14 protein-coding genes are annotated in these 13780 nt (G+C 65.9%); 7 read left to right on the forward strand and 7 right to left on the reverse strand.

Annotated elements, in window-relative coordinates; all coding sequences use genetic code 11:
- Position 1 precedes the first annotated feature (1 nt).
- From gcvH to C8J39_RS06475, 4 genes are all read left to right on the forward strand, one after another.
- Positions 2-373: a glycine cleavage system protein GcvH gene (gene gcvH, locus C8J39_RS06460; RefSeq protein ID WP_060526638.1), complete on the forward strand. Its 372-nt coding sequence runs from the start codon at positions 2-4 to the stop codon at positions 371-373.
- 114 nt (positions 374-487) lie between these two features.
- Entirely contained in the window at positions 488-1846 is a 1359-nt protein-coding gene (gene gcvPA, locus C8J39_RS06465) for an aminomethyl-transferring glycine dehydrogenase subunit GcvPA (protein WP_120299801.1), read from the forward strand.
- Positions 1843-3480 carry an aminomethyl-transferring glycine dehydrogenase subunit GcvPB gene (gene gcvPB / locus C8J39_RS06470; RefSeq protein WP_120299802.1) on the forward strand — a complete coding sequence of 546 codons (1638 nt, stop codon included), beginning with the start codon at positions 1843-1845 and terminating at the stop codon, positions 3478-3480. Before gcvPA ends, gcvPB begins: the two co-directional genes overlap by 4 nt.
- 226 nt (positions 3481-3706) lie before the next feature.
- Entirely contained in the window at positions 3707-4231 is a 525-nt protein-coding gene (locus tag C8J39_RS06475; RefSeq protein ID WP_243649757.1) for a CcdC protein domain-containing protein, read from the forward strand.
- A 156-nt stretch (positions 4232-4387) separates the two neighbouring features.
- Here the strand turns inward: C8J39_RS06475 and C8J39_RS06480 are convergent, their stop codons facing one another.
- The gene (locus tag C8J39_RS06480; RefSeq protein WP_120299804.1) at positions 4388-5284 is read right to left on the reverse strand and encodes a DMT family transporter; all 897 of its coding nucleotides are present in this window, start codon (positions 5282-5284) and stop codon (positions 4388-4390) included.
- Between the two features lie 85 nt (positions 5285-5369).
- Between C8J39_RS06480 and C8J39_RS06485 the strand changes: the two genes are divergently transcribed.
- Together C8J39_RS06485 and C8J39_RS06490 are read left to right on the forward strand one after the other, a co-directional pair.
- Positions 5370-6905, forward strand: a complete 1536-nt coding sequence (locus C8J39_RS06485; RefSeq protein WP_120300436.1) for an aminoacyl--tRNA ligase-related protein — start codon at positions 5370-5372, stop codon at positions 6903-6905.
- A 177-nt stretch (positions 6906-7082) separates the two neighbouring features.
- Positions 7083-7442, forward strand: a complete 360-nt coding sequence (locus tag C8J39_RS06490) for a VOC family protein (protein WP_120299805.1) — start codon at positions 7083-7085, stop codon at positions 7440-7442.
- A gap of 276 nt (positions 7443-7718) precedes the next feature.
- On the opposite strand, the gene C8J39_RS06495 is transcribed toward C8J39_RS06490, so the two are convergent.
- Both C8J39_RS06495 and C8J39_RS06500 read right to left on the reverse strand, forming a co-directional pair.
- Positions 7719-8789: a PA0069 family radical SAM protein gene (locus C8J39_RS06495; RefSeq protein WP_120299806.1), complete on the reverse strand. Its 1071-nt coding sequence runs from the start codon at positions 8787-8789 to the stop codon at positions 7719-7721.
- A 43-nt stretch (positions 8790-8832) separates the two neighbouring features.
- Complete coding sequence (locus tag C8J39_RS06500) at positions 8833-9525, reverse strand: outer membrane protein (RefSeq protein ID WP_120299807.1); 693 nt, start codon at positions 9523-9525, stop codon at positions 8833-8835.
- A 169-nt stretch (positions 9526-9694) separates the two neighbouring features.
- On the opposite strand from C8J39_RS06500, the gene C8J39_RS06505 reads away from it, so the two are divergent.
- Complete coding sequence (locus C8J39_RS06505; protein ID WP_056057360.1) at positions 9695-9877, forward strand: hypothetical protein; 183 nt, start codon at positions 9695-9697, stop codon at positions 9875-9877.
- Positions 9878-9939: 62 nt separating this feature from the next.
- On the opposite strand, the gene C8J39_RS06510 is transcribed toward C8J39_RS06505, so the two are convergent.
- The 4 genes from C8J39_RS06510 to C8J39_RS06525 all read right to left on the reverse strand — a co-directional run bounded on the left by C8J39_RS06510 (position 9940) and on the right by C8J39_RS06525 (position 13684).
- Positions 9940-10188: a hypothetical protein gene (locus tag C8J39_RS06510; RefSeq protein ID WP_120299808.1), complete on the reverse strand. Its 249-nt coding sequence runs from the start codon at positions 10186-10188 to the stop codon at positions 9940-9942.
- Between the two features lie 312 nt (positions 10189-10500).
- Positions 10501-11028, reverse strand: a complete 528-nt coding sequence (moaB, locus tag C8J39_RS06515) for a molybdenum cofactor biosynthesis protein B (protein ID WP_120299809.1) — start codon at positions 11026-11028, stop codon at positions 10501-10503.
- Between the two features lie 5 nt (positions 11029-11033).
- Positions 11034-12905, reverse strand: coding sequence for a lytic transglycosylase domain-containing protein (locus tag C8J39_RS06520; RefSeq protein WP_120299810.1), 1872 nt, complete (start codon positions 12903-12905; stop codon positions 11034-11036).
- Positions 12902-13684, reverse strand: a complete 783-nt coding sequence (locus C8J39_RS06525) for a uracil-DNA glycosylase (RefSeq protein ID WP_120299811.1) — start codon at positions 13682-13684, stop codon at positions 12902-12904. The genes C8J39_RS06520 and C8J39_RS06525 overlap by 4 nt, the downstream gene beginning before the upstream one ends.
- Between the last annotated feature and the right edge of the window lie 96 nt (positions 13685-13780).

Here is a 13780-nt window from a genome sequence, read left to right on the forward strand (position 1 = left end):
TATGAGCCGTTACTTCACGCAGGATCATGAATGGGTCGACGTCGATGGTGACATCGGCACCGTCGGCATCTCCGAATACGCGCAGAGCCAGCTCGGCGACGTCGTGTTCGTCGACGTCCCCGAAGCCGGCAAGACCTTGTCGAAGGGCGACGAAGCCGCGGTCGTCGAGTCGGTCAAGGCCGCGTCGGACGTCTATTCTCCGGTCTCGGGCACCGTGACCGAGGGCAACGCGGCTTTGACCGATGACTCCAGCCTGGTGAACTCGGACGCCGAAGCGGCCGGCTGGTTCTTCAAGCTGACGCTCAGCGACCCGAGCGAACTCGACAGCCTGATGGACGAAGCCGCCTACGCAGCCTTCGTCGAAGGGCTCTGATCTAACTGCTCCCCTCCCGCTTGCGGGAGGGGTCGGGGGAGGGGCTGATACAGTCGTTCCCCGTCTCATTCCCTCCCCCGACCCCTCCCGTGAACGGGAGGGGAGGAGACTAGAATGCGCTACCTTCCCCTGACCCAGCCCGACCGTGCGGAAATGCTCGCCGTCATCGGCGCCGCGACCATCGACGACCTGTTCGTCGACGTGCCCGAAGCCGCCCGCCTTGACGGCCCGGTCCGCGACCTGCCGATGCACGCCTCCGAAATGGCGGTCGAACGCCACATGTCGGCGCTCGCCAAGAAGAACCTCACCGCCGGCGAAGCACCGTTCTTCCTCGGCTGCGGCGCGTACAAGCATCACGTCCCCGCGTCGGTCGATCACCTGATCCAGCGCGGCGAGTTCCTCACCGCCTACACGCCGTACCAGCCCGAAATCGCGCAGGGCACGCTGCAGATGCTGTTCGAGTTCCAGACGCAGGTCGCACGGCTGCTCGGCACCGACGTCGCCAACGCCTCGATGTACGACGGCTCGACCGCATGCTGGGAAGCGATCGTGATGGCGCGTCGCATCACCAAGCGTGGGCGTGCGATCCTGTCGTCGGGTCTCCACCCGCATTACGTCTCGGTCGCCAACACGATGGCGAAGTTCACCGGCGACGTGCTCGACACGACCGCGCCCGAACTGGTCGCCGACATGGATATCGACCAGCTGATCGCGAAGATCGACGACGACACGTCGTGCGTCGTCGTCCAGTACCCCGACATACTCGGCCGCATCGCCGACCTGCGCCCGCTCGCGGATGCGTGCCACGCGAAGAAGGCGCTGCTGATCGCGGTCGTCACCGAGCCGGTCGCGCTCGGCGCGATCACCTCGCCCGGCGAGATGGACGCGGACATCGTCGTCGGCGAAGGCCAGTCGCTCGGCGTCGGCCTCCAGTTCGGCGGGCCGTATGTCGGCCTGTTCGGCTGCAAGGACAAATACGTCCGCCAGATGCCCGGTCGCCTCTGCGGAGAGACCGTCGACGCGGACGGCCGCCGCGGGTTCGTCCTCACGCTGTCGACCCGCGAGCAGCATATCCGCCGCGAAAAGGCGACGTCGAACATCTGCACCAACTCAGGGCTCTGCGCGCTGGCCTTCTCGATCCACATGACGCTGCTCGGCGAAGCCGGTCTGCGCCAGTTGGCCGAAGTGAACCACGCAGGCGCGGTGTCCGCCGCCGAGCGCTTGTCGCAGATCCCCGGCGTCGAACTCGTCAACGACAGCTTCTTCAACGAGTTCACGCTGAAGTTGCCCGTCGAAGCCCGCCCCGTCGTCCGCACGCTCGCGGATCGCGGTATCCTCGCCGGCGTGTCGCTCGGGCGTCTTTACCCCGGCCAGAACGCCCTCGCGAACGGCCTCGTCGTCGCCGTGACGGAAACGACCACCGCGGAGGACGTCGAAACGCTTGCGTCCGCACTCCAGGAGATACTGGCATGAGCATCAACCAGAGCGGCTGGCGCCCGACCTCGCCCGAGGCGAACACGGGCAACGTCCCCGCATCGATAACCGGCAACAAGGCGCTGATGCTGGAAGAAGCACTGATCTTCGAGATCGGCGACGGCGAGACGACAGGCGTAGATTTCGACACCTTCGGTTCTCCTGCGAACGCAGGAGCCCAGGGTACCAAGGACTCCGATCATGGCCCTGGATTCCTGCGTTCGCAGGAAAACAAGCTGGGCGGGTTGCTCCGCACCGCACCCATCGGCCTCCCCGGCCTCTCCGAACCGGAAACCGTCCGCCACTACACCCGCCTGTCGCGCCAGAACTACGGCATCGACCTCGGCTTCTTCCCGCTCGGCAGTTGCACCATGAAGCACAACCCGCGCCTCAACGAGAAGATGGCGCGGCTCCCCGGGTTTTCCGACGTCCACCCGCTCCAACCGGTCGACACGGTGCAGGGCGCATTGGAAGTCATCCACCAGCTCGCGCACTGGCTCGTCACGCTCACCGGCATGACTTCGGTCGCAATGAGCCCCAAGGCCGGCGCACATGGCGAACTCTGTGGCATCCTGGCGATCCGCGCCGCACTCGAAGCCAAGGGCGAAGGCGCGCGGAAAATCATTCTCGTCCCTGAGAGCGCACACGGCACCAACCCCGCCACCGCAGCGTTCGCCGGCTATAGCGTCGAGGACATCCCCGCCACCGCCGAAGGTCGCGTCGACACCGCCGCGCTGAAGGCCCGGCTCGGCCCCGACGTCGCCGGCGTGATGATCACCAACCCCAACACGTGCGGCCTGTTCGAGCGCGACATGCGCGAGATCTCCGATGCTGTGCACGCGGCGGGCGGCTTCGTCTATTGCGACGGCGCGAACTTCAACGCGATCGTCGGTCGCGTGCGCCCGGGCGATCTCGGCATCGATGCGATGCACATCAACCTGCACAAGACCTTCTCGACGCCCCATGGCGGTGGCGGTCCAGGTTCAGGCCCGGTGGTGTTCTCGGAAGCTTTGACCCCCTACGCACCGCTCCCCTTCGTCGAGAACCAGGACGGCCAGTTCGTCCTCGTCGAGGAAGAAACCGCAGGCGAACATCACGCCGGCAGCTTCGGCCGAATGGTCGCGTTCCACGGCCAGATGGGCATGTTCACGCGCGCGCTGACCTACATCCTCAGCCACGGCGCTGACGGCCTGCGCCAAGTGTCGGAGGATGCGGTGCTCAATGCGAACTACATCCTGCGCAGCCTCGACGACACGCTCGACGCGCCGTTCGGCCCGTCGGGTCCGTGCATGCACGAGGCGCTATTCTCGGACTCGGGCCTCGCCGCCGGCTTCTCGACGATCGACATCGCGAAGGGCCTGATCGACGAGGGCTTCCACCCGATGACGATGTATTTCCCGCTCGTCGTCCACGGCGCGATGCTGGTCGAGCCGACCGAGACCGAATCGAAGGCGGCGCTAGACCAGTTCATCGCCGCGCTCCGCTCGGTCGCCGAACGCGCCAAGGCCGGCGATCCGAGCCTCAAGACCGCGCCGCATTTCGCCCCCCGCGCCCGCCTCGACGAGACGCTCGCGGCACGGAAACCAGTATTGGTCTGGAAGGACCCGGCCCCGCTGGCGCAGGCGGCGGAGTAAGGGAAGCAGGTGATCTTCGGGGTGTGACGCTTCCACCCGAGGAACAATACCACCCCGGCGAAGGCCGGGGTCCGATTGGGCGACGCTGCTGAGGGATGGCGGCGTATCGTTATTGCCACCTCTCCAATTGGGCCCCGGCCTCCGCCGGGGTGACAGTTCTAATGTGTCGCCGCCTCTTTTACCTCGGCTGTATTGCTGCCATGCTACACCAATTGAAGGTGATCGCGTGGGGGACGCAATGCAGGCGCACGAAGCACAGGGCTGGATCAGCTACGCGATCACCGCGGTCGTCATCGGCATAGTCTTTGCGGTCCGCTGGCGCCGCATGAGCGTGGTGAAACCGCTCAAGCTCGAACGCCTCTGGATCTTCCCCGCGATCTACGCCGCCGTCACGCTCTACATGTTCACGATGTACCCGCCGCACGGCCTTGCGTGGCTGTTCTGCGCGCTGGCCCTGGTCATGGGCGCAGCGCTCGGCTGGCAACGCGGCAAGCTCATGCGGATCACGATCGACCCCGACAGTCACGCGCTCAACACAACATCGTCCCCGGCAGCGGTCCTGTTAATCGTAGCGATCGTCGCAGTCCGCACCGGTGCGCGCGCCGTGATCGGCGACGGCCACGCCCTCCACCTCGACGCCTTCGCCATCACCGACATGCTGGTCGCGCTCGCGCTAGGCCTGTTCACCACCCAACGGATCGAAATGTACCTCCGCGCCAAGCGGATGCTCGAAACCGCACGGGTTCGCTAACCCGCCGCTACCGTACGATCCTCCCCCGCAAGGGGGAGGTGGCTGGCCCTTTGCCAGACGGAGGGGGAGGAAAGGGCAACCTTTGTTGCGTGTCCTCCCCCTCCGACGCCGTCGGCGCCACCTCCCCCTGGCGGGGGAGGATCGAGGGGTTCGCCATCAAGCAATCGCCTGCTCAGTCTCTTCCCGCCGCCGCACATGCTCCCGCCACACGATATACAACCCGCTCGCCACGATGACCGGCGCCCCGACCCAGGTCGCCTCCGCCGGCAGCGTGTCGAACACCAGCCACCCCAGCAGCGTCGCCCACAACAGACTCGAATAATCCATCGGCACCACCACCGACACCGGCCCGAGCCGCAACGACGTCGTCATGGCGATCTGCGCCAGCCCGCCGAAGATCCCGACGCTTGCCAGGCACACCCAGGCAACGAGGTCATGCGATTGCGCCGCCTGCGCATAGAACACCGACAACGGGATCAACGACAGCGCCGAGAACCAGAACACCGTCGTCAGCGCACTTTCGGTCTTGCCGATCTGCCGCAACAGGATCGACACGCTCGCCGTCCCGAACGCCCCCGCCAGCGCACACCCCGCACCCCATAACGGAAAGTGATCGCCGCTTCCGGGCTGTGCGACGATCAACACGCCCGCAAAGCCGGTGGCCACTGCCGCCCAGCGATGCCACCCGGTCGGCTCGCGCAACACCAGCGCCCCCAGGATCGTCGCGAACACCGGCACCGTGAACCCGATCGTCGTCGCCTCCGCGAGCGGCAACGCAACGATCCCGTTGAACGTGAACGCCATCGCCGACAGCCCGACGATCGCGCGGACGATGTGCGCCGGCAACCGCTTGGTAGCGATCGAAGGCAGACCCGGCCCCGCGACGATCACCGCCGACACCAGCAAGCATGCGCCGAACTGGCGGAAGAACAGGATCTCCGACACGCTCGCGCCGTGCCGCTCGGCCAACTTGATCGCGGTATTCATCAGCGCGAAGATCACGACCGACAGCAACCGCATGCCGATAGCGGGAAGGATGCGGTCGGTGGGCATGCGCGACCCCTACGCAAACCACCGCCGCGTCGCCACCCCGCAACTCACACGTGACGAACCCCCGCGCACCCGCTATCCGCACCCCATGATAAAGCGCGCACTCCCCGTCACCCGCGAGGCGGATTTCTCCGCCTGGTACCAGGCCGTCATCTCCGAGGCCGATCTCGCCGAGGAATCCGGCGTCCGCGGCTGCATGGTCATCCGTCCCTGGGGCTATGGCATCTGGGAGCGTATCCAGCGCCTGCTCGACGACCGGATCAAGGCGACCGGTCACGAGAACTGCTATTTCCCGCTCTTCATCCCGCTCTCGTATTTCGAGAAGGAGGCCGAGCACGTCGACGGGTTCGCCAAGGAAATGGCCGTCGTCACGCACCACCGCCTCAAGGCCGACGGCTATGGCCGGCTGATCCCAGATCCCGACGCCAAGCTCGAGGAGCCGCTGGTCGTCCGCCCGACCTCCGAAATGGTCATCGGCGCCGCCTTCGCACGCTGGGTCCAGTCGTGGCGCGACCTGCCCGTGCTGATCAACCAATGGGCCAACGTCGTCCGCTGGGAAATGCGTACCCGCATGTTCCTGCGCACCAGCGAGTTCCTCTGGCAGGAAGGTCACACCGCGCACGCCACCGCCGACGAGGCACGCGACGAGACGCTGAAAATGCTCGAAGTCTATCGCGACTTCGCGGAGGAGTGCCTCGGCGTCCACGTGATTGCCGGCGAAAAGCCCGAGAACGAGCGCTTCCCGGGTGCCGTCGCGACCTATTCGATCGAGGCGATGATGCAGGATGGCAAGGCGCTGCAAGCCGGCACCTCGCACTTCCTCGGCACCAACTTCGCGTCGGCGCAGAACATCCGCTTCCAGAATGCGGGCGGCGAGTTCGAGCTGTGCAACACCACCAGCTGGGGCGTGTCGACGCGGATGATCGGCGCGGTCATCATGGTCCACGGCGACGACGACGGCCTGCGCGTGCCGCCGATGATCGCGCCGTGGCAGGTCGTGATCGTGCCGATGCTGCGGGACGTTCCCGAGGACGCCGCGATCGTCGAATACTGCAAGTCGCTTCAGGCCGAGCTCGCCAAGCAGTCCGCGCTCGGCGAACCGGTCCGCGCGCTGCTCGACCTCAAGCCCGCCAAGGCCGCGACCAAGCGCTGGGGCTGGGTCAAGAAGGGCGCGCCGATCGTGATCGAGGTCGGCGGCCGCGACATGGCCGGCGGCAACGTCACCGTGATCCGCCGCGACCGCCTGTACCGCGAGGACGGCAAGCTCGACAGCGTCGCCACGCCGCGCGACGCGTTCGTCGCAGATGTCTCGGGGATGCTGGCCGAAGTGCAGGCGACGCTTCACGTCGAATCGATGAACCGCGTGAAGGGCAACATCGTCCCCGCCAACGACTTCGCGGCGGTGGAAGCGCATTTCGCGGACGGCGTGAAGAACCCCGGCTGGGTCGACGTCCGCTGGTCCAAGCCGACCGGCGCGGCGCTCGACAAGGTCGTCGAGCGGTTGAAGGCGCTCAAGCTCACGATCCGCAACGCACCGATGGGGCAGACCGGATGTGACGACGGCGCCTGCATCTTCACGGGCGAACCCGCGGTGGAACGCATCCTGATCGGCCGCGCCTACTAGGCCCTGACAAGCTGGGACCGGCGTCACGTCCAAGGCTGCTTACCGGCGCTGTGCCGGGAGTAGCCTGGATACCCGATGCCCTAGAGCAACCGAAACGGACCGGTCTGTAGGCTGTGTCGCCATGCTCCGTCTGCTATCATCCCCGTGGCTTTGGCGGGGCGATATTAGGGGGCGGCTATGGGCGTGACCGGGATCGGCGGCTTCTTCTTCCGGGCAAAGGACCCGGAGACGATACGCGCATGGTATGTCGAGCATCTCGGTGTCGGCTCAGTGCCCTATGGATCGTGGGAGACGCAGGCCGGACCCAGCGTCTTCGCGCCGTTCGCGGTCGACGCCGATTATTTCCCCGCGGATCGGCCCTGGATGCTCAATCTGCGCGTCGACGACCTCGACGGCCTGATCGCGACGCTCCGCGCGGCCGGGATTGCGGTGATCACCAATCCCGAGTGGGACATGCCGGGCTTCGGCCGTTTCGCCCGCATCCACGATCCGGAAGGCAACCCGATCGAACTCTGGCAACCCGAGGGTGCTGCATGAGGACGATAAGCGTTAAGTTGGTCTGACGAGCTGCCGGGTTCGTGGCGTACCAGAACTCGACCGGGCGAGCGCCAAGACTTCCCCTCTCCCTGAAAGGGAGGGGCCGGGGGGTGGGTTGGCCCAATTGAGCCATGACGGTTCGGACGCACGGAAGCTGACCCACCCCCAACCCCTCCCTTCCAGGGAGGGGGGCAGAACGGCAGGTCTGACCCGCGTGGGGGATAGCGCGGGGATCGCCCGCTGAGCCATCCACCGCGCCACCCGCCAAGCCTCCGCTCAAAACAACTCTCCCTGCGGCCCTCGCGGCGCCCGGAACAGATCGCTCCGCAAAGCCACCCGCTCCCGGTTCAACCCGTGCTTAGCGCACGCAATCCGGAACCGCGTTCCCAGCAGGTCCGCCCAAGGCCCTTGCCCCTGCATCCGCGTGAAGAAGTTCGGATCGTTATCCTTTCCCCCGCGCAGCGACGCAATCGTCGCCATTACCTTCCCAGCGCGATCCGGGAAATGCTCGTCGAGCCAAGCCCGGAACAGCGGGGCCACCTCATGCGGCAATCGCACCGGGATGAAGAACGCCCGCGTTGCCCCAGCGTCGGCCGCGCGCGCGATCAGATGCTCGATCTCGTGATCCGTAATTGCCGGGATGACCGGCGCGATCGAAACGTAGACCGGCACGCCCGCGGCCGCGAGCTTGCGCACCGCCGCCAGTCGTCGCTCGGGATGCGGCGCGCGCGGCTCGATCGTCGACGCCACCTTCGAATCGAGTGACGTGATCGACATTGCCACCGCCGCGAGGCCTTTCGCCGCCATCGGTGCCAGCAGGTCGATATCGCGCACCACGCGGTCGGACTTGGTGGTGATCGTCAGCGGATGATCGGTCTCAGCCAGCACCTCGATGATGCCGCGCGTGATCCGCCAGTCGCTCTCGATCGGCTGGTACGGATCGGTGTTCGTCCCCAACGCCATCGGCGCACAAAGATAGCCGGGCTTGCCGAGCTCGACCCGCAACAGCGCTGCCGCGGACGGCTTGGCGAACAGCTTGCTCTCGAAATCCAGTCCCGGCGACAGGTCGTGAAACGCATGGCTCGGCCGCGCGAAGCAATAAATGCAGCCGTGCTCGCACCCGCGGTAAGGATTGATCGAACGGTCGAACGGTACGTCCGGCGAGGCATTGCGGCTGATGATCGTCCGCGGCGTCTCGACCGTCACCGTCGTGCGCAGTTTGGGCGCGATCCCGTCGATCCCCTCGCGCATGTCGAGCCAGTCGCCGTCAGCCTCGGTCCGCGGCAGGTTGAACCGCCGGCTCTCGCTATTTAGCGTCGCACCACGATCCGGACGGGCCTGTTTCATGCAACGAAACTAAACGCCGCCCGGGAACATAGCAAGAACGAAATCAGAAGCGAACGCCGAGCCCTGCAACTACCTGATGCCGGCTGAAATCTAGGCTCGCCTTGTCGGTGCCGTCGGTGATCTCGTAGCCGTTATAGTCGGTGTAGACATATTCGAGCTTGCCGTAGAAATTGCGTCCGAACGCGGTCTGCACGCCTGCGCCGGCATGGAAACCGCTCAGATTGTCCGACACGCGGAAATTGTCCTGGGGAAAGTCACGGTCCGAATAGCCGATGCGGATCTGGCCGTTGGAATAGCCGCCCTTGATGTACAACACCGTGTTGGGGTTCAGCAGGAAGCCGCCGCGTACGCCTGCCGTCAGGTTGCGGCCGGGGGTAAGGCACGTTTCCGTCCCGTTGCCGGGGAAGCACTGCTCAACGCTCGATCCCTCGATGCCGCCATAGACGCCCAGCATCATGTCGGTGTTCACGACCATGTCGTAGCCGAGTTCGCCACCATAGGTGACGCCGCTCTTGCCCTCGCGCACGCTCGCGGAATCGTCCGCAGTCTCGACGTTCAATTCGGTGATCACGCGGTCGTACCCGATGCGCGGCTCGGCACGGAAGCCGCTGACGCCGTCGGTTGCGCCGTAGCCCGGTCCGGCATCGCGGCCGAAATCCTGCCCGGTGTCGGACTGTGCGAACGCAGGCGCCACCGGCGTTGCGGCGAGTGCCGCGATAAGCATGAACTTGTACATTCGACGATGTCCCCTTTGGACAGGCCCCCTGGCCGATCCCACGCCGGGTTCATGGATTCGACGTGCCTTCCAGACGGTTAATTCGGTGGTGAAACATTCGTTTTCGATCTGTTTGCCCCGGTGCGAATGATCGCTCGCAGAGGTGCGGCAGAGCGCCTAGGGCAGAGAGATGACGGAACAGATCACAACGGTGGAGCGCGCCTTCGAGTTAGCAAGATCGGGTGCGTGCAACTCGGTCAACGACTTGCGCCAACGACTGCGGCGCGAGGGGTATGACGCGGTGCATCTCCATCTGCACGGGGCTTCAATCAACAAACAGCTCGTCGACCTGATCCACGCTGCCAAGGGCTGAACGTCCGATCGCGTGATACGCCGCGACGCGGCCCGCCACCCTGGCGGACCGCGCAACGCCGGTCACTTCTGTGCGAGCTCGGTCGCCTTGGGCATGTTCAGTCCGGCTTCAGACCAGTGTGCGGAAGTCCGGCAGGTTTTCCGATCGATCCGTGTTCCGGTCATGGCGGGTTCGGTCAGGCAATATTGACCGGTTTTCGCCTCGTATTTGAGAACGGTCTTCTGTTGTGGATCCGACGGTGCTGCGAAGGCTGGCGCGCTGGCGACGAGCACGGTCGCAAGGGCTAGGCTCTTCAGGATGGTCGAGGTCATGGTGGCGTCCTTCGATGGTTGAGACGCGCCCGGTTGGGCGGTATCCAAACCTTTGCATCGACCGTGCCAGTTATGTAATACAGCAGCACACAGCAGTGAAAGTGTTCAATTAGCGAGATATTTCGCCAGCTCATGACGCAGCCCCGGTCAGTTCTGACTGGTGGGATGCGCCACAACTTGGCAAAAATTGCAGCAAATTGGGAGGGGCGATCTTCTCGTACCCCTCGCTCTTTCGCACGGCAGGCAGGGGCCGCAGCAGCTAGTCGGGGACGGGAAGGCAGGGGAGTTACCAGCACCCCTCAAACAAAAGGTTCAGCGCTCCAGCAAGCGCGGCATCAGCTCGACGAAGTTGCAGGGGCGATGGCGGCTATCGAGCTGGTCGCGAAGGATGCCGTCCCAGCCGTCCTTCACCGCGCCGGTCGAGCCGGGCAGCGCGAAGATATAGGTGCCGTGCGATACGCAGGCGCACGCGCGCGACTGGACCGTCGAGGTGCCGATCGTCTGGTAGCTGAGCATGCGGAAGAGCTCGCCGAAGCCGGGTATCATCTTCTCGGCAACCTGCTCGACCGCTTCCGGCGTCACGTCGCGCCCGGTGACGCCGGTGCCGCCGGTGGTGATGATGCAGTCGATTTCGGGATCGCCGATCCAGGCGTGCAGGCGCGAGACGATCGTCTCGACGTCGTCCTTCTCGATCCGGCGGTCGGCGAGAACGTGACCCGCCTCGGTCAGCCGCGCGACCAGCGTATCACCCGAGCGATCCTCGGCAAGGCCACGCGTGTCCGACACGGTCAGCACGGCAATCCGGACCGGGAGGAAAATCCGGCTCTCATCGATGGGCATGAAACTCAGTCCGCGCGCGTGACGGTGGTGGATTGCGGCCCGACGCTGGCATTGACGGCGACGGTAGCATTCAAGGGCGCCGTGCTGGCGCGATATTGCGTGTAGGGCTTGGCCGCCATCCGCACTGCGGTCGCACCCGGCAGGCCGGGAAAGCGCGGCCACATGCCCTGCGCGAGCGCGTTGCGGCTGGTCGATGCCTTCTTGCCGCCCTGCGCCTCGTACATCCAGTAGTTACGCAGCACTGTGGTGACGTAGCCACGCGTCTCCCAGTACGGAATGCTCTCGATATACATCAGCGGATCGCCGTTATCGTGGACGATCGCGTTCCAGTCGCCAACGGGGCGCGGACCTGCATTATACGCCGCGATTACCTTGGGCAGCAGCCCGCCGGTGACGCCTGCCATGTCGCGCAGCCGCTCGAGATGGCGCTGGCCGACATCCATGTTAGTGCTCGGCTTGGTCAGCGCTTTCACGTCGATCGAGGTGCCACGCTCGCGCGCGAAATCGGTCGCGGCGGCGGGCATGATCTGCATGAGACCATACGCGCCGGCCGGGCTCTTCACGGTGTTACGGAACCGCGATTCCTCGAGCGTGTGCGCGTAGACCAGCGCCTTGTCGATGTGCCAGCCGCTGTCGGGCGTCCAGTTCGGCGTCGGATACCGCGCCTCGGCGGTCGACGTGACCCCCTGCGGGCAGTTGTGCGCGAGCCAGACAGTCGTCGCGGGCAGGCTCAGCGCTTCCGCCACGCGGACCAGGTTGGCGAACTCGCGCGGATCGCCGATCTTGGCTTGCTGACGGATGACGGTATCGGCCAGGTCGGTCTCGCCGACCTCGACCAGTGCCGCGGCGACCCGGACGTTCGGACGCTTGCCCACGACCTTCCAGTCGCTGGCGACAAGCCCGCCGACCGACGTGCCCTTGTCCTTCATCGCGAGTTGCTGGCGCGCGAGCTGGCCATAGAAGCTCTCGCCGAACTGTGCCGCAGCCTTCAGCCGACCCTCGATCTTGTCGGGGCGCGAGCACACCATGTCCGCACGCGACGCCCAGTACAAAGCCGCCGCCCGAAGATCGACGTCGCCGGCGCGTGCTGCAACACCCTCGAACCCGGTCTCGGCATTCGCGCAGTCATTCTGCCGCCATGCCGACAGCGCGCCGACCCAGCGGCCCTGGACGGCCCAGTCGCCGACGCCGTCCTGTGCCTTCGCCGCCATCACGCGCGCGTTCACATCGTCGCCTTCGAGGAAATAGATCCACGCGATCTTCTGCTGCCACTCGGTCAGCGCCTCGGGGGTGAGGCCGGGCGTGCTTTCCAGCAGCGACTGCGCTTCGCGGCCCATGTCCGCCTTCACGTAAGGCTGCATCTTCAGCGCGAGATCGGCGGCGATCATGTCGCCCTGCAGGCTCTTGGCGCGGACGCGACGCGGCGCGCCGTCCTGCCAGATCAGCCGCTGTGCCGTGGGGAGGGGGGGCAGGTCGACCGCGCCGCGGGTCGTCGCGAGGCGCGAGATCTGCGCGGCTTCGGGCAGTTCGGGCGCTTCGTTGAGTAGCGCGACCAGCGGCTCCATCTCGACGCGCGGCGAACCCTTCGCCGTATACATCTCGGCGCGCGCGATCGCATGCAGCGGGCCGGGCTTCATCGTGTCGAGCCCGATCTGCGCGTCGGTCCACTTGCCGTCGCGGATTGCCGCGAAGACCGTCTTGTACGCCTCGCGCTGGCTAGCATCGAGCTGGTCGGGGATCTGCTCGATCGTCGGTGCGCCGATCAACTGCGTCGTGCCGAGCCGCACATCGCCCGCGGGCTCACCGGCGACGGTCGCGGCGAGTGCTGGAAAGGGGAGGGCGCTGAGCCCCAGAACGATAGCTAGAGTCCGAATCATCTCACACCCTCTTGCGACGTCAGTCCGCGCATCAGCATCTGCAAATCCTTCCAGGCCTCGGCCTTGGCCGCGGGCTTCTCGATCAGAAATCGCGGATGAAAGCTCGCGACCACGCCGGTTTCGTCGGAAGCTTCGCCAGACGCCGAACCGGACCCCGTTTCTCCGGTCTTATGGTTAAATCCGTGTAAACGCCCGCGCGCCGCCTGTAATTCCGTCCCGAGGATCGCACGGCTCGCCGCATTGCCCAGCAACAACAACCGCTTGGGCGCAACCAACCCGATGTGATGCTTGGCGATTTCCGACAGCCGAGCCTCGACCTCGCTCTGGATACGCCCCGCCGTCGGCCGCTTCGCGCAGACCGCCGCGAGATGCACCTCGTCGCGCGTCAGACCGATCGCACCTAGCATCTTGTCGAGCAATCGTCCCGATGCGCCGCTCAGCAAAGCCCCTGCATCGCCGTCGTCGCGGTCGGGACAATCGACAAGCACCATGACCGTAGCGTCAGCCGGGCCGACCGCGGCCAGCGAAACCCCGCTCCAGTCCGCCTCGGGAACCTCCGCGCTGCTCCGCCAGGCCAGGAAATCGGCCAGAAGAAGCGGCATCGCGGACGGTGCCAAGACTGGCGCAACAGGCACTGCGGCGGGCACGACAAGCGGTTCAGGCGCCGCGAACCAGTCGCGTGGAACGTCGTCGACCAGCGTGTCGACGCCAGCCTCGTGCCACCAGTCGAGCGCGCTCGCCGCTGTATTTCGCCAGTCGATGGTTTGGTCCGCCCCCACAGAGTAACCTATGCTGCACGGTTGACGTGGCGGTCAACTCGCGCAATCGCCATATTGGACAAGACGGTGCCCGCCCGAGCCCGAACGAGGGGTGGG

It is taken from the genome of Sphingomonas sp. PP-CC-1A-547 (assembly GCF_003610375.1).
Classification (GTDB): Bacteria; Pseudomonadota; Alphaproteobacteria; order Sphingomonadales; family Sphingomonadaceae; genus Sphingomonas.

What these genes read in the sequence shown, in the direction of transcription:
- C8J39_RS06505 (WP_056057360.1), top strand. Translation starts at nt 9,695, where the DNA reads ATGACGGAACAGATCACAACGGTGGAGCGCGCCTTCGAGTTAGCAAGA.
- C8J39_RS06485 (WP_120300436.1), top strand. Translation starts at nt 5,370, where the DNA reads ATGATAAAGCGCGCACTCCCCGTCACCCGCGAGGCGGATTTCTCCGCC.
- C8J39_RS06510 (WP_120299808.1), bottom strand. Translation starts at nt 10,188, where the DNA reads ATGACCTCGACCATCCTGAAGAGCCTAGCCCTTGCGACCGTGCTCGTC.
- C8J39_RS06495 (WP_120299806.1), bottom strand. Translation starts at nt 8,789, where the DNA reads ATGAAACAGGCCCGTCCGGATCGTGGTGCGACGCTAAATAGCGAGAGC.
- C8J39_RS06490 (WP_120299805.1), top strand. Translation starts at nt 7,083, where the DNA reads ATGGGCGTGACCGGGATCGGCGGCTTCTTCTTCCGGGCAAAGGACCCG.
- C8J39_RS06480 (WP_120299804.1), bottom strand. Translation starts at nt 5,284, where the DNA reads ATGCCCACCGACCGCATCCTTCCCGCTATCGGCATGCGGTTGCTGTCG.
- C8J39_RS06520 (WP_120299810.1), bottom strand. Translation starts at nt 12,905, where the DNA reads ATGATTCGGACTCTAGCTATCGTTCTGGGGCTCAGCGCCCTCCCCTTT.
- C8J39_RS06500 (WP_120299807.1), bottom strand. Translation starts at nt 9,525, where the DNA reads ATGTACAAGTTCATGCTTATCGCGGCACTCGCCGCAACGCCGGTGGCG.
- gcvH (WP_060526638.1), top strand. Translation starts at nt 2, where the DNA reads ATGAGCCGTTACTTCACGCAGGATCATGAATGGGTCGACGTCGATGGT.
- gcvPA (WP_120299801.1), top strand. Translation starts at nt 488, where the DNA reads ATGCGCTACCTTCCCCTGACCCAGCCCGACCGTGCGGAAATGCTCGCC.
- moaB (WP_120299809.1), bottom strand. Translation starts at nt 11,028, where the DNA reads ATGCCCATCGATGAGAGCCGGATTTTCCTCCCGGTCCGGATTGCCGTG.
- gcvPB (WP_120299802.1), top strand. Translation starts at nt 1,843, where the DNA reads ATGAGCATCAACCAGAGCGGCTGGCGCCCGACCTCGCCCGAGGCGAAC.